General features: G+C 52.9%; 7 protein-coding genes. 4 read left to right on the plus strand and 3 right to left on the minus strand.

What is annotated here, in order from left to right; all coding sequences use genetic code 11:
* Positions 1-398: 398 nt before the first annotated feature.
* The 3 genes from EHT25_RS32330 to EHT25_RS32340 are packed head-to-tail and all read left to right on the plus strand — an operon-like array spanning position 399 to position 3,248.
* A complete protein-coding gene (locus EHT25_RS32330) occupies positions 399-1,502 on the plus strand; it encodes a serine hydrolase domain-containing protein (protein WP_124879596.1) in 1,104 nt (367 codons plus the stop codon).
* The gene (locus EHT25_RS32335) at positions 1,499-2,581 is read left to right on the plus strand and encodes a sensor histidine kinase (RefSeq protein WP_124879597.1); all 1,083 of its coding nucleotides are present in this window, start codon (positions 1,499-1,501) and stop codon (positions 2,579-2,581) included. The genes EHT25_RS32330 and EHT25_RS32335 overlap by 4 nt, the downstream gene beginning before the upstream one ends.
* A complete protein-coding gene (locus EHT25_RS32340) occupies positions 2,562-3,248 on the plus strand; it encodes a LytR/AlgR family response regulator transcription factor (protein WP_124879598.1) in 687 nt (228 codons plus the stop codon). Before EHT25_RS32335 ends, EHT25_RS32340 begins: the two co-directional genes overlap by 20 nt.
* Before the next feature lie 92 nt (positions 3,249-3,340).
* Here the strand turns inward: EHT25_RS32340 and EHT25_RS32345 are convergent, their stop codons facing one another.
* From EHT25_RS32345 to EHT25_RS32355, 3 genes are all read right to left on the minus strand, one after another.
* Entirely contained in the window at positions 3,341-7,678 is a 4,338-nt protein-coding gene (locus EHT25_RS32345) for a CotH kinase family protein (RefSeq protein ID WP_124879599.1), read from the minus strand.
* 491 nt (positions 7,679-8,169) lie between these two features.
* Positions 8,170-11,988 carry a CotH kinase family protein gene (locus EHT25_RS32350; protein WP_124879600.1) on the minus strand — a complete coding sequence of 1,273 codons (3,819 nt, stop codon included), beginning with the start codon at positions 11,986-11,988 and terminating at the stop codon, positions 8,170-8,172.
* A 401-nt stretch (positions 11,989-12,389) separates the two neighbouring features.
* Positions 12,390-15,809, minus strand: a complete 3,420-nt coding sequence (locus EHT25_RS32355) for a DUF7133 domain-containing protein (protein ID WP_124879601.1) — start codon at positions 15,807-15,809, stop codon at positions 12,390-12,392.
* A 369-nt stretch (positions 15,810-16,178) separates the two neighbouring features.
* Here EHT25_RS32355 and EHT25_RS32360 point away from each other — a divergent pair, with 369 nt between their 5' ends.
* The gene (locus tag EHT25_RS32360) at positions 16,179-16,760 is read left to right on the plus strand and encodes an RNA polymerase sigma factor (protein ID WP_124879602.1); all 582 of its coding nucleotides are present in this window, start codon (positions 16,179-16,181) and stop codon (positions 16,758-16,760) included.
* The last annotated feature ends 2 nt before the right edge of the window (positions 16,761-16,762 follow it).

Raw genomic sequence — 16,762 nt, forward strand, 5'->3', positions numbered from 1 at the left:
ACTTTTACATTCGATATTCGTCATTTTACATCTTTACTGTACGAAGGATTTAAAAACGATTGGTAAAACGAGTTTTCTTTCCTTTTATCGGGTCACGGTTTTTGCCAAACGGTATCGATGCCAAGCCGATGGCTGTTTGTCCGCTACGCGGCCCCACTGCCATCACTTACATTAAAAGAGAAGAGACGACATTCAAATTTTAAAGACGGTTTCGTCAGAAAATCCAGGAAGATTATAGCAAAACGTAACCTTCGTGCACTACTGATTTTACATTTATCATTCTTTTACCTGCCAATCCCGGTTTTTGACCGACAAAAAGCCCCGGTTGGCAGAACGGTTTTTGAGGAGGAGGGAAGTTCCGGCAAATTTGATGACGTTTCAATCCAATTTACAACATCATGAAAAAGCTCCTTATTCTCGTCGCACTGCCGTTTCTTCATCCGGTTTTTGGGCAATCCGGCGGACCCATCAAAGACAAAGCGTATCGGCAGGCGATTCAGCGGGCTGAGCGGTTTGTAGACTCATTGCGCATCAAACAGGACATTCCGGGCATTTCGGTGTGCGTCGGAACCGCCGGAAAAATTCTGTGGGCGGAAGGTTTCGGTTTTGCCGATCTGGAAGCGCAACGGCCCGTGACGATTGCGTCTAAATTCCGCATGGGTTCGGTTTCCAAATCCATTACCTCACTGGCCGTCGGTAAACTGGTGGAAGATGGTAAACTGGACCCCGACGCGCCGGTTCAGCAGTATGTTCCCGGTTTTCCGGCGAAAAAATATCCGTTCACACCCCGCCAACTGGCGACGCACACCGCCGGAATCCGTCATTACCGGAACAGCGATCCGCTGGCGTGCCCGAAACGGTATGCGAACGTGCAGGACGGACTGACGATCTTCAATCAGGACAGCCTCTTATTCAAACCGGGTACGGCGTTCAATTACTCGACCTACGGTTATTCGCTGCTGAGTGCGGTGATCGAAGCGGCCAGCCAGACCGATTTTCTGTCGTACATGCAGCGGGCGGTTTTTACGCCATACGGCATGACCAGCACTGGCGCGGATTTCAGCGACAGTATCGTCACAAACCGGGTGAGGTTTTATGAACACCAGGGCAAACAACGGGTCAACGCGCCCCAGGTCGATAACAGCTACAAATGGGCGGGCGGGGGCCTGCTGTCCACGCCGGTGGATCTGGTGAAAATGTGCGGCAGCGGTTTGCTGCGACCCACCACGCTTCGGAAAGAAACCGTGGCTTTGCTGTTTACTCCGCAGCTGCTGGCGAATGGCAAAAACACGCAATACGGTTTTGGCTGGCGCATCGGAACCGGTCGGCAGGGCCGCAAGATTGTTCACCACGGCGGGTTGATCGACGGTGGCCGAACGTTCCTGTTGCTGTATCCGGAAAATGACCTGATCGTGGCCATCACCGCCAATATGAGTGGAGTAACCATCAATCAGCCGGAAGTCGAAACCATTGCGGACTACTTTTTTGCGAACAACCGATGAACACGTCGATCATAAAGCTCCTGCACCTTGGTTACTGGTTGTTCTACTGCCTGGTCATCACCTTTCTTTTTGTCCTTTCCAGCGATGGTATCCAACCGGCATTTGAAAATTGGGACGATTGGCTGATCATTCTGGCGACCATGCTTCTCACCGGATTCATCAGTTTTTACGCTTTTTACGGGTGGCTGGTGCCGCGTTATTTGAAAAATCGGCAACTACAGCAGTTCCTCCGTTGGGGATTGGGAGTGAGCATCGCCATTACGGGGTTGATTATCGCGTTCGTGATCGCCGGGCTTTCGGTGGTCGTATCCGTGGTCTTTGGAAAGGTTTTCTTCGTTTCGGTTTCCTTCGGCGAATTATTTTTTTTACTGATTGGCAGTGCGTTGGTTGCGGTTATGAATGGTTTGCTTGGCACGGTTATTCGGGGTTTCATCATGTGGTATCAGGATATTCACGTGAAGGAGATGCTGGCCAACAAGACGTTACGAACCGAACTGGCTTTGCTAAAGGCCCAGATTAATCCGCATTTTCTGTTTAACACGCTCAATAACATTGATATCCTGATCGAGCGGGATGCGCCGAGGGCGTCGTTGTACCTGAACAAACTATCGGATTTGCTCCGGTTTGTGCTGTACGAAACCCAGGCCGAGCAGATTCCGTTGACGCAGGAACTGGAATACATCCAAAAGTACATCGAGTTACAGAAAATCCGGACCACCAACGAGCACTACGTCACGTTACAAATCGACGGAGAGCCGGACGGTTTACTGATTCCACCGATGCTTTTTGTGCCGTATCTCGAAAATGCGTTCAAGTACGCGACCAACAAAAAGGTCAATAACGCAATTCGTATTCAGATCAGGGTGAACAGTGAACAGATTCATTTTCAGTGTGTCAACGTGATCGACAAGGGAAAAACCGCCCAGCATGCGCCCGGCGGCCTGGGAAATGACCTGATCCGGCAGCGGTTGACGCTGTTATACCCGAACAAACACACGTTAACCATCCGGCACACCGGCGACGACTATTCGGTTGATTTGCTGGTTCCTGTAAAAACCCATGAATTGTCTCCTCATTGAAGATGAACCCCTGGCCATGTTGCGGCTGAAAGAGTACGTGCAGCGGGTTCCGTTTTTGCAGCTTTGTTTTGCGGTCGATAACGGGCTGGAAGCCCTTCCATTGCTGCAGCGCGAGAAGATTGACCTGGTTTTTCTGGATATTGAAATGGACGGTTTTACGGGAATCCAATTGCTGGAAGCCTTGCCCAACCGTCCCGCCGTAATTCTGACGACGGCTTTTGATCAATACGCGCTCAAGGCCTTTGACTTACAGGTCGTTGATTATCTGCTGAAACCGTACACCTTCGAGCGGTTTTTGCAGGCTGTAGTGCGGGCGCAGGAAAAGCTGAAAACCGCTCCGGCCGAAAACCGCAACGCCTTTCTGTTCGTCAAAACCGAATACCGCCTTCAGAAAGTCAACTTCAATGACATTCTGTACATCGAAGGCATGCGCGACTACCGGCGCGTTCATACGGTAGCCGAAAAAATCATGACGCTCGAAACCTTCGGGGAACTGGAACAGAAGTTGCCCCGCCCGCCATTCTGCCGGGTTCACAAATCGTACTTGGTGTCGCTGGATAAAATCGAGTCCGTCGAACGCGACCGCATCAAACTGGGCAAGGCGGTTATTCCGGTTTCAGACACCTACCGGGAGCGGTTTTATCAGGTGATCGGGCGGGCGCTCTAATTACAACAGCTTGACTTTTCGTATAAAAGCCGCAGGGGCAACTTCAACGAGTTGCCCCTGCGGCTTTGACGTCTGGAGGTTGTCCCGCTTCGTTAGCGAACGATCAGGATTTTCCGGCTGCGGAGTTGCTGGCCCTGACGCACCCCGACAACCAATGTTCCGATGGTGCCGGAAAGCGTTATTTTATGGCGCTGCCAACCGCTGCCTTCCACGGTTTTCCGGTACCAGGATCTGCCCAATTCATCCAGAACCGATAGTTCACTGACGGTTTGGGTTGCGGTATGGAAAACCACTTCAAATTCGCCACTGGACGGATTAGGCGTAATGATCAGATCTGTCGAAACCGCTTCGTCCGCCGAGACGCTCAATCGACCGCCGGGCGCACAGTTGAGGTTCTTGGGAGCCTCTTTTAAGGTATAGGTACTGTTCAGCACTTTTGCACTGATCGAAAACGTCTGACCGGTTTTGACGGCTGCCGGAGTCGTGAAATTGTACACGTGGTAGCCGTTGCCCTTGCCCGCGTTTTTGATGTCCTGGCGGAAAATATCGGCGGGTGCTGTTCCAATCGATTGGCCGTTGGCAAAGAATTCGACGGTCAGGGGCGTATTGGGTTTGTCGCGGTCCCAAACCCAGCCCCGGATGGTTCCGCATTCCACTTTGTCCAGATACCCTTCAAAATTGCCCGTCACAGTCGGCGGAGTAGGTTTATTCGCGATCGTAAACGGAATGGTAACGGAACTGGAATTGGTCCCGTCGCTGGCGGAATAGGTCAGACTCAAAACCGCCGAAGCCGTGGGCGTTCCGTTGATGGTGCGGGTGGTGGCCGTAAAATTCAATCCACCGGGCAACCCTGTTAGCGTATACGTTAAGGGCGCTGACTCGGGATCGGTAAACACGGGCAGGGTGGTGGTGAAAGCCGACGCGACCGTGGCCGACAGGGGCGAAACCGTTGGCTTAACCGGAGGCAGATTCTCGGGTGGTTCGGGCGCATCGGCAATCGTCAGGGTAACGACCAGGCTGGTGGAATTGACGCCATCGCTGGCGGCATACGTCAGACTCAGCGTCGCGGTCTCCGTGGGCGTTCCGGTGATGGTTCGGGTATCGGCCGCAAAGTCAAGTGCATCGGGTAAACCCGCCAGCGTATAGGTCAACGGGGCCGATTCGGGATCGGTGAACGCGGGCAAAGTGGTTGTAAAACCGGCATTGACCGTGGCCGACAGGGGCGAAACCATTGGTTTAACCGGAGGCAGATTCACGGGCGGAGTCGAGGCATCGACAATGGTCAGGGTAACAACCAGACTCGTTGAATGAGGGCCGTCGCTGGCGGTGTACGTCAAACTCAGCGTCGCGGTCTCCGTGGGCGTTCCGTTGATGGTCCGGGTATCGGTCGCAAAGTCAAGTTCATCCGGCAGTCCTGCCAGTGTATAGGTCAACGGGTCGGAATCGGGATCGGTAAACGCGGGCAGGGTGGCACTAAAACCGGCATTGACCGTGGCCGACAGGGGCGAAACCGCTGGCTTGACCGGAGGCTGATTTTCAGGTGGTTCCGGCGCATCGGCAATCGTCAGGGCAACAACCAGGCTGGTGGAATTGACGCCATCGCTGGCGGCATATGTTAAACTCAAAACCGCCGAAGCCGCGGGCGTTCCGGTGATGGTTCGGGTGCTGGCCGTAAAGTTAAGCGCATCGGGTAAACCCGCCAGCGTATAGGTCAATGGGGCCGATTCGGGATCGGTGAACACGGGCAGAGTGGCAGTAAAACCAGTATTGACCGTGGCCGACAGGGGCGAAACCGCTGGTTTGACGGGCGGCAGATTCGCGGGTGGGGCCGGGGCATCCTTAATTGTCAGGACGATGGTCACACTCGTGCTGGCTATCCCATCACTGGCTTTGTAAGTCAGATTGCTGGTTCCTTTGGCCGTGGGCGTTCCGGTGAGGATTCGCGTATCAGCCGCAAAAGTAAACCCGTTCGGTAAGCCGGTCAGCGTATACGTCAGCGTTGGCGAATCCGCATCGAAGAAGGCGGGTAAAGTTGCGGTGAAGGGTGAACTAACCGTGGCCGACAGGGGCGAAACCGCCGGTTTGATCGGAGCCTGATTGGCGGGGCGCGGGCAGGTTAATTTTTTGGGAGAGTCTTTCAGAATGTAGTTCGACCCCAGTACGCGGATGCTGAGGGAATGCTGTGTGTTGTCTTTTAGCGTCTCCGGGATCGAAAACGTATAACCGTGGAAGCCGTTGCCTTTGCCTGCGTTCTTCAAATCCTGCCGAAAATCGTCGGCAATAACCGTTCCGATGACGTTCTGATTGTCCAGTACTTCGACGTAAATCCCGGCGTTCGGTTTTTTACTGTCCCAGACCCAGCCCCGCAGCAGCGAGCAGTCGACCCCGCCCAGATACCCCTCAAAACTTCCCGGCAGCGATCCGTTCTGAAAGACATTGATTTGCACCGAAGCCGATGGCAAACTTTCGCAGCCGGCCTCTCCACGGCATTTGGCTGTATAGCTGGTAGTTACTTCCGGTTTGACCACCACCGACTGACCGGTTTGCCCCGTACTCCAGATCACGGATTCAGAACAGCCACTGGCCGTTAAAATCGCCGTCTGTCCTTCGGTGATGTCCGAAAGATTTTTGCTGATGGTGGGAGATGTCGGCGGGCTCGGACAACTGTTGGCACCCACCTGAATGAACGGGCTGTAGGTGAACTGGTCGTTATCCAGCACAATTTTCAAGCGGTAGAAATCCAGCGGAGAATCGTCTTCGTGAACAAACTGGTACGTTTGACCGGTTTCCGCGTCGCCAGTGGCTGCCACGGTGGTCAACGGACTGAAATTCACCCCATCCGTGCTGGACTCAAGCTCGAATTGTTTCAGGTTGGGTTCCTGCAGTGTCGACCAGGCCAGGTTTTTGTTGTCGGTCACCACTTCGCCGTGAAAATAATTCAGTTCAACGCCAGGGCCATTTTCCGGGAAAAGGGCGAAGTATTCGTCCAGAAAGTTGAGCCGGTTTTCGAGCCAGCTATTTATTTTGGCGATATCGGAAGTATTCACCGTACCGGCCCACTTGGTCGTTTCACGGGCGTAGGCTCCTTCGGCAGTCAACAGGTTAAAATTCGACGCAAACCGGTTTTTCAGATTCTGCAGCGAATATTCACTTTGCCGTAAGGTAAACCAGCGTTGTCGCAGTTTGCTTTTAAAACCGCCCGGATCCAGGGTGAGTAACCGATCAAACAAACCGTTTGAAATAACACTCCGGGCCTCTTCCGATCGGGTAAAAACCGTCGTATATCCATAAGTGGCGTCCATATCCCAGGGAATCAAAAAGTAGGGCTCGTTTTCTTTGTAACGGGCCAGAAACTGGTTATTCCCCGTGTTGTCGGTTGCATTGGTCAAATTGAGAAAAATAAAGTAATCGACCAGATTATCGATTTTAAGCCGTTTGGAAACGTTGGTTTTAAAATCTTCCGCAGGCGCATTCACCACGAATTTCACCAGATCATACAAATTGGTCCAGAAAGGGTCCGGATAATCCATCTCCCATTCGGCCCAGACCGGATCGGTGGGCGACGCGGGCGGAGCCGGTACCTCGACGAATTTGGTGGCACCACTCCAGCCACCGGATTTGTATAATTCGCCCCGTACTTCGTCATTCGAACCCGTTTTTTTCAATTTAAGCTGCTTGCGGTCCATCGGCTCCGTAATCATGTACACCCCGAAGTAGGCATTGTTGACAAATACATCACAGTATTTGGTTCGGATAGCCGGGTTGGCATCCGGTTCCTGGACGGCATAATACAATTTATGGGTGTTTTGCCAGATCGTGTAGGAAGTGGCATTATTTAACCGCAGCGGCTCGTTGTACATGGCTAGTAAATACCATTTACTGTCTTCCCGCAACCCCAGCAGTGAGGTTTCCAGTTCTTCATGGCCATCCGGATCTTTCCAAAGCTCCATGTTGTAGGACTTCTTCGGAAATTTCCGCGAAGAATTGCCCCGGATTCGGATGCCCATGCTGGCTGTAAAAAGTGGGTCGGTATCGTTGGCAAGGGTAAAGGTTCCCTTCGTTCGGTCGTCCGTGGTGCTAATCGTCTGATTGCCCTGTGTATCGATATTAACCAGCGGAAGGTTCGTAAAATAAAGCGTGAAGGTGGTGGAGCCGGTTTTTACTTTGTACGGTTTTCCAATTTCAAAAGCACTGACGGCCTGCGTAAAGGTGTAATCCTTGTCAAAGAAAAGCGTCGGCAACGGCTGCCCGGCCGGAAATGGTGGAAGCTGATTGCAGACGATTAATTTCAGGGAATTGTCGATTTGGTAGCGTCCGGTTGCAATGGGAATGGATTGAGCGAATAAGGAAGTAAGATTGAACAGGAGAGATAATACGAAAATGGGAACGGTAATTCGGATACTCCGGTGTAAGGGATAGGGTTGTTTCATACAGACTAAATTTTCAGTTGAGTAATGGCACCTTGCGTATTTTTTTGCCCCAAAAGCCGGGCAAAATACCGGTTGCCAGCCAATGAAGAAGGAAGGCTGCCTGATCGGCAACGGATGAGAAAGCAGTAACAAACATGAACCGCTAATTAAAATGATAGGACGTGCGTATTGGGAAGTGAGTACTACTTTAGCGGGAAATTACCGCTTTTTTTTAATGTATAATTAGACGAAATAAAGAATAAGTGCAAGAAGATTTTTAAAATATTAAATAGATAGACAATATTGGTAACAATAAGTTTACTTATTCAGAAGCTAACTTATTGATCAGAAATGGAAAAATTGAATGCTGAACGGGTTAATACCAGACAATAAAAATATAAGGCACTCAACCTGATTCCGGGCGCTATGGGTTAGTGAATGACCGAAAAACCGCCGACGATTTTTACCGCCGACGGTTTTTCAATCCGTTCATCCGCACACGGCAGCGGTGCTTAGCGCCCGATCAGTACTTTCCTGCTTCGGATCTGCTGGTCTTCCTGCAACAGAATCTGGAAAGTACCACCGGCATTTACCAACCGCACTTTCTCGTGGTGATAACCAGCACCTTCCACGGTTTTTCGGAACCACACCCGGCCTACCGCATCAACGACCGACAATTCAGCGGCCGCCGGACTGGTTTTCCGGAATTGAACCTCAAACTCCCCGGTGGTCGGGTTGGGCGTCACCAGCAAATCGGTTTCGGCGTTCCCGGCGGAGGCACTCAACCGTGAATTGGGGGCACAATTGAGCGGTTTGGGACTCCAGGCCAGCGTGTAAGGGCTGTTCTGAACCCTGGCGCTGATCTGGAACGTCTGACCGGTTTTGACAGAAACCGGGGTCGTGAAATTGTAGACGTGATTGCCGTTGCCTTTACCTGCGTCCTTCAAATCCTGCCGGAAGATATCGGCCCGCACTGTCCCGATCGGGTTGCCGTTGGCAAAAAACTCGACCGTAAATGCCTCATTGGGCTTGTCGCGATCCCAGACCCAACCCCGAATGGTTCCGCATTCCACTTTGTCGAGATAGCCCTCGAAGTTACCCGTGATGCTGACGGGCGGAGTCAACGGGCCCGAAATGGTTAACGGAACGATCAAGGAACTGGTGAGTGTGCCGTCGCTGGCCGAATAGGTCAGGCTGAGGGCGGCCGTTGCCGTTGGGGTGCCGCTGATGGTTTGCGTACCTGCCGTAAAACTCAGGCTGCCCGGTAAACCAGCCAACGCATAGGTGAGAGAGGGCGAGTCAGCGTCGGTGAAGGGCGGCAAAGTAGCCGTAAAAGCCGCATTGACTGTAGCCGACAAAGGGGTTACGGAAACCGGTGGCTGGGGCGGCTGATTCGTACTGGTGGCCGGACACGTTAGCGATCTGGGCGATTGTTTCAGAAAATAAGCACTGTTCTGGACCTTGGCGCTAATCTCGACGGCCTGACCGGTTTTAACCGAAACGGGCGTGGTGAAGCTATAGACGTGGTAGCCGTTGCCTTTCTGGGCGTCCTTCAGATCCTGTCGGAAAATGTCTGCCCGGGCGGTTCCGATCGACTGCCCTTGGGCAAAGAATTCGACCGTAAACGCCTGATTAGGCTTGTCGCGGTCCCAAACCCAGCCCCGGATCGTTTCGCACTCGACTTTATCCAGATACCCTTCAAAGTTGCCGGAAACCCCGGGAATCGATGCACTTTCGACCGTCAGCAAAACGGTGATGGAGGTCGTATTGACGCCGTCGCTGGCCGAATAGGTCAGGCTGGAAATTCCGGTATTGGTCGGGGTTCCGCTGATGGTTCGGGTGCTCCCCGTAAAATTCAAACCCGCCGGCAGACTCGATAAGCCATACGTAAGCGTAGGGGAATCCGGATCGGTAAACGCGGGCAGGGTCGTGCTGAACGGCGTATTGGCAACGGCGGTCAGCGACGCAACAGCAGGAGCCACCGGCGACTGATTTCCGGCGGGTGCGGTGAAACTTCCGGCGCAGGTTAATTTTTTCGGAGAGTCTCTCAGGACAAAGGTGGTGCCGTGGACGCGGGCACTGATCTGGTGTCCCACATTGTCCTTTAGTCCTTCCGGCGCGGCAAACAGGTAGCTATGACTTCCGTTACCCTTCTGTGCGTCTTTCAAATCCTGCCGAAAAATACCGGCTATCGTGGTGCCAATGACTTTCTGCCCGTCCAGAATATCGATGTAAATGGGCGCATTGGGTTTGTTACGATCCCAGGCCCAGCCCCGGATAAAGCTGCAATCGACGGCTCCTAAATACCCTTCAAAGCTTCCTGGCAGCGAGTTAGGCGGGTAAACCTGAACGGTGGCCGTTGCCGAAGGAACACTTTCACAACCCGCATCCAGGCGACAGCGGGCGCTGTAGGCCGTGGTTTCGGTGGGATTGACGACCACTACCGAACCGGTTTGCCCGGTGTTCCAGATAATGGTTTGAGCACAGCCACTGGCCGTCAGCACGACGGATTCACCGCCGGGGACGTCGGCAATACTGGCCCGGATGGAAGGAGGAGCGGGGGCATTCGGGCAGGTATTGCTGCCCAGCGAAATGAACGCGCTGTACGTAAAAGCGTCGTTTCCGGTAAAAATTTTCAGTCGGTAATACGTGTGGGGATCGGTTTTGGCGTGCGTGAATTCGTGTAAACTTGCCGCAGTGGGATTGCTGACCCCAACGGTTCCTACCGTATTGAAGCTGACCCCGTTGGAGCTGTGTTGCACTTCGACTTTCCGGGCCGTCGTGTTCGCCCGAAAGGCCCATTTCAGTTTTTTGCCACCGGAAATGCTTTCCCCCTGAAAATAGGTCAATTGAATCCCGTTCGGCTCTTCGGGAAAAAGCGCGAAATATTCGTCCAGAAACGCCACCCGGTTTTCAAGCCAGTGGTTGACGGCCGCGAATTGTTCGGGATATACCGACGACGGCCATTTGAGAGCCTCCCGCGTATAAGCACCTTCGGCCGTCAGCTGATTGTAATTGGCTGCGAGACCGTTTTTTAAGGTGGGCATCGAAAGTTCCTGTTGCCGAAGGGCAAACCAGCGTTTCCGCATTTTGCTCTTAAAACCGTTCGGGTCCAGCGCTAACAGCCGGTTAAACAGGCTGTTGCTGTTCAAAAGCCGGGGTTCCTCAAAAAATTTGCCGGTTGGGCTGTACCCGAAAACCGCGTCGAGATCCCAGGGAATGAAAAAATAAGGCTCATTTTCCTTGTAACGAGCCACAAACTGGTTATTGCCCCAATGGTCGTTAGCGTAGGTCAGGTTCAGAAAAATGTAATAATCGATGAGGTTATCGACTTTGAAGTTGTCGGAAAGTTTTGCGGTAAACTCCTGAGCTGGTGCGTTGATCGCAAATTGGAGGAGGTGGTACAGGTTGTCCCAAAAAGGGTCCGGGTAATCCATTTCGAAAGCGGCCCAGACTTCTGCCTGCGGATTGGCAGGTTTGGCAGGAAGCGCAGTAAAGGTAGTGGCCTCGTTGCCAATGGCGGTTTTGTACAACTCCCCCCGAATGGCGCCGTTGTTAGCGGTTTTCTTGAGCTTGAGCTGTTTCCGGTCCAGATCCTCGCCCAGCATATAAACCCCGGCGTACGAATCGTTCAGAAACACGTCGCAGTATTTGGTGCGAATGGCCGAATTGGCATCGGGTTCTGACGACTGGTAATAAAGTTTATGGAGGTTGCCCCAAAGCGCCTGAGCGCTGGCATTCTGCAGGCGCAGTGGCTCGTTGTACATCGCGAACAGGAGCCACTTGCTGTCTTCCCGCAATCCCAGCAGTGAGGTCTCCCGCTCTTCGTCTCCATTGGGATCTTGCCACAGCTGAATGTTGTACTGCTTTTTGGGAAATAAGCGCGAGGCATTTCCGCGGATTCGAACACCCATGGAAGACGAGAAAAGCGGATCGTTGCCGTTAGCGAGCGTAAAAGTCCCTTTGGTTCGGGCGTCGGTCGTACTGACGGCCTGTTTCCCCGCCGTAGTAATTTTGACGAGCGGAAAATGGGTGAAAAACAGGGTGTAATCCGTACCTCCGTTTTTGACTACGTAGGCTTTTCCCGTTTCGAACGCACTGATCGGTTGTGTAAACACGTAATCCTTATCGAAGCGAATTGTGGGAAGGGATTGACCAGTGGGAAAAGCCGGAATCTGGTTGGCAACAATGAGTTTGAGACCTGCGTCGATCTGGTAGCGATTCGGCGGGACAAGAACCGCTTGTGCCCGGCTGATGGCCACCTGAAAGAAAACCAGAAGAAAGGCTGTAATGACAGAGAAAGCTCTGAAAGGGGTGAAGTTGTGATGCATACCGTTTTGATGTTGGATAGGAATAGGTGGGCATGATTACCAAAGTTCCTGTTGTTGGTAATTTGGTAACATATCATTTATTCATACATCAAAATGTATTCCAATTACTACTCCGGATCGCACAGACATTCAATTATATGTCCGACTCTTCGTTTATTTTATAATTTGGTCGGAGACTCGCCTTATTAGATCGCAAAAACGTTGTCGAAAACGCGATTGATGCCGACAGGGTATCGGTTTTCAGCTACTTGATTGTTTCGAAAAAGAAGGCTGGTGGAAGGGCTGCCGGTTGCTTTGTGGCTGTTCTAAAATGGAATTGCCCGACTCCTGTCGGGCAATTCCATCGCTGCGTTCATCACTGATTCGTGCTAAACGGGGCGGTTATACGTCTTCGGAAATCATCATTTCAAATTGGCCAGAAATTCCACCACATCCCGGATTTCCCGTTTAGACAGAATGTAGCCCATCGGTGGCATGCTTGACGGCAAATTATCCCGTTTCTGGATGCGGGCCACCGGCACTTTCAAGGGTTCGGCTTCAGCGGTTTTCAAAACCAGTTCGTGCGCATTTTCTTCGGTCAGAATCCCGCTGACGGTTTGCCCATCTTTCAGCGTGAGCGAAACCATCCCAAAACCGGGGGCCAGCCGGGCGCTGGGTTCAATGAGTGCCTGCAAAATCTGATCGCGACTCAGGGTGTTGCCAATGGTCGTCAGCGACGGCCCCACGGCCCCGCCCTGCCCGCCGATGGCGTGGCACCGGACACATTGGGCGGTTGAGTTGGTGTTGAAAATCCGGCGGCCGATCTGGGCGTTTCCGCCAAAAAGGGCTTCCTGATAGTCGGCAACGCCCGTTCCGGTTTTGCGCAGCGGGGCCAGTTTGGCAATCAGGGTCGCCGATTTGGTGGAATCCACCGCTTCGCCGAGTTCCAGCGCCAGACTGGCCGGGAGTTGTTTGCTGGTCATTTTATCGATCACGCTGGCCAGAATCGGTTCGGTTTTAGCCACGGGCATACCGCCTAAAACTCGCAGCAACTGCTGTTGCTCCTTTACCGTTCCTTTCTCGAAAATAGCGTTCGATACATCCATCAGAGCGCTTGCCGACAGATTTAACCCACTGACCAGGCCCAGCGCCGTCGTCCGGACGTCCGCATCGGAATCGCTCATGCCTTTTCGGATCACCGATTCGATGTCTTTGTATTTCAGCTGGCTCAACGCCGTCAACAGGGCCGATCGCACCTCGGCCGATTGGCTTTCGTTCATGATCCGGGCGAGGTTTTCCGCTTTCTCCGTAATTCCCAAATTGCTCAGCATCTGGGCCGTAGCGACTAAAACCGCCGGTTCCGAATCCTGCAGCAGTTCATCAACCTGGCCCTGGATTTTGGCTTTTACCACTGCCGGACTCCGTTGGACTACGCCCCGATACCGACCGTCGACCCGGTCGAGAACCGAGGGACTGGCCCAGGTTCCGATGGTCGCGAGAGCTTCGGCGCGCAGTTCTTTTGTGATATCTTTCCGTTTCGCAAAGGCGATCAGGGTATTCAGTTGCTCGTCCCCACCCACGCGCAGACTCGCATTGATCGCGCGACGCAGTAGGGCTTCGGACGTGAACCGGGTTTCTTTCAGGCTCGCAGCTAAAGCCGGTAACGCACTTTCGATGGACAGATCGTCGTTGATGGCGCGGGCCGCTTCGGTGGCAATGTATTCGTCGTTGTCTTTCAGAAACAGGGCAACTTTGTCGCTGCTCAACCGGCGCAGGACCAGAACCGCAGCCAGTCGCAATGACTTGTTGGAATTTGACGCCAGCGCAGCCATCGGCTCGACCTGGCCAATGCGCGACAGAGCCAAAACCGCAGCGTGCCGCAAATAAACGTCCTCGTCATTGTTGGCTTTGATTAAATTCAGCAACGGTTCGACGGCGGGCTGGTACTTGATTCGACCGAGCGCCTGAGCACCAAAAAACTTCACCCGTGGATTTCCGCTCGTCAGTAAGGGAATCAGCAGCGGACCGGCTTCGGGAGCAGCCGCATCGCCGAGGACTTTAGCGGTTTGGGCAACGATCTCCGGATCCGCATCTTTGAGCAGCGGCAGCAGCGAAGCCGTGTAGGATTTATCGGCCCGTTCGAGCTGACCAATGCCCCAGATGCCGTGAATACGAGCCAGCTGGTTGCTGGTTTGGGCGATGGCTTTCTGCAAAACCGCTGCTCCTTTGGCACCCCGTTTCACCAGTTCAAACTGGGATTTTTGCCGAATTCGCATGTCCGGGTTCGACAGCAGTGACAGCAGCATGTCGTCCGTTTGCGAACCGTAATTCAGCGTCATCAGCCGTTTGGTTTCGGCCCGCAGGTCTTTCAGATCGTTTTTGTCGTCGGTGACATCCAGTTTCCAGACACGTCCGTAATTTTTGGTGTCCCAGCCGTTGATCCAGTCGGCAATGTACAAGGCACCGTCGGGGCCGAAGCGGATACCGGTTGGCAGGATTCCGTTCAGGATGTTTTTCTCGCCATCCAGGACAAACGAAGCGCCTTTCGGTTTCAGGCCAAACGACCAGATGGGCGATCGGGCGGGGTTTCCAACAAATTCAACGAGGAAAAACTTGTTCTTCCACTCCTTGCCTAAAGCCGTTCCGGGATTATAAACCATGCCCGTCGGCCCATTGTGGAAATTCTGAATCGGCGGAATGATGTAAGCCGCCTGACCGTCCCAGCGTGGTTTGTACAGCTTTTCATCCATCCAGACCTTGTAACTGTTGTTCTTCGGATCGGTGTATTTCCCGTATTGCCAGTTGGACCGCCAGCCCGCATCCGACCCTTCCACGACGTGTACCAGCCGTTCGCTTTCGCCGGGATGGTCGCCGTCGTTGTCGGAGCTGATCAGGTTGCCATATTCATCAAACACAAATTCGTGCGTATTGCGTAAACCGCCCGCAAACACTTCAAAATCAGTGCCGTCCGGATTCGACCGGGCAATGATGCCTTCGTTGGGGCGTTTGTGGTTGACGCCTTCAGCGGTGGTAATATTCGCGCCAATGTCGCCGATATTCCAGTAAATTTTGCCATCCGGCCCTTCAATTGGGTTCGACATGCCGTGGCCGCCAAAACCGATATGAACGCCGTAACCGTGGCTGATGGAGGTTTTCTGATCGAGAATTCCGTCGCCGTTAGTATCCTTCAACCGCCACAGGTCGGGCGCAATGGCCACAAACGCGTCCTCGGCCCGGATTAGCAAACCGCCCGCTACGTCGGAGACTTCCTCAAAGAAGTCATTCAAAATCCGGGTGGCTTTGTCGGCAATGCCATCGCCGGTGGAGTCTTCCAGCCGCCAGACTTCGTCTTTTTCAACGGTCAGATCTTTCCAGTCGTGGCTGCCGTCGCCATTAAGGTCTTTTAACCAGTTGTTTTCCTTGCTTTTTTCCGGGGCAAATGTGCTGCGTAGAAAAGCCCGCCGATCTTCCACCGATTGCAGAGCAATGGAAGGTGTCATCCAGTGCCGGTAGCCCCGGATGTCGAATTCGGAGTTTTTCTGCCGGTTGGTGCGTGCCAGATACACCCGCCCCTGATCATCGATGGAGATTGCAACCGGATCGGGTGCCAGCGAATCCGACGCCCACAAATCCAGTTTCAGGCCGTCGGCCAGTTTGACCACGGTATTGTCCCGGATTTCTTTGGCCCGGGCGCGTGCCTGCGCAGGGTCCTCCTTCACGACCAGCGGGGCACTGGCGGTTTTGGACGACCCGGTTGGACCCATTTTCATGCACGACACGACGGCAACGGCGAAAAGGCCCGAAACGATCAGCGGTATTCGAAAGCGGTTGGTTGGAATCATTGGTGAACTATTTTAATACAGGATTTGGAGCTACGATCGTGGTAAATACCGTAAGAGAGACTTGATTTAAGCCGTATTTTATCCACGAAGATAAAAGATATGTTCAATGAAATCGGTCTGACTTCCTATTTTTAACGACGCAGGTTTTGAGTCGGAGGGATGGATGCAGCCACTTTTGAAAAAGGCTGACCGATTTGTGCCCATTGCATCGGGAAAGTGTGAAATAGTTGAGTAATAAATGGTATATAGCGCCTTGATGGAGCTTTAGTGTTACTAATCGCTCATTTTTTTGCATTACAGGGAGTCAGAAACCGTACTGTAAGTTAGTTGAGTTGGTTCCTAAACCTCGATTTTTGCTCGATTACGTCTATGCACGCAACGCTTTGGAAACAAACGATAACCGGTGATGCGAAAGCCTATGACCAGTTAGTCCGGTTGTTTTACCAGCCTTTGTTCCAATACGGTTGCCGGTATTCGCGAAACAAGGAGCTGATCAAAGATTGCATTCAGGATGTTTTCCTGGAGGTTTGGCAGAAACGGCAGCAAATCGACAGTGATATCCCGCCTAAACCGTACCTGATGGCGTCGCTGCGACGCCGGATTCACCGCGTGGTGCTGGCCGACCGCCAGGTGATTGGCCCGGAAGATTCTTTGCGGGACGACCTGTTTGAAATGGAATTTTCGGTGGAAGAAACGTTTATTCGGGAAGAGTCGACGCTGCAAACCGCCAACCGCTGTCTTCAGTTGCTGAAAACCCTGCCCAAACGACAGCAGGAGGTCATTTACCTGAAATATTTCCAGGAACTTAGTCGCGACGAAATTGCCGAGGTAATGAAAATCACCCCGCAATCGGTCTCCAACCTGATTCAACTGGCCCTGAAATGGCTGAAATCGTACGTCGGTTCGGAAGTTTCGTGGCTGATTCCGGTGCTTTTTAGTTTTTTCGTTTAAAT

Source organism: Larkinella rosea, from assembly GCF_003858635.1.
Classification (GTDB): Bacteria; Bacteroidota; Bacteroidia; order Cytophagales; family Spirosomataceae; genus Larkinella; species Larkinella rosea.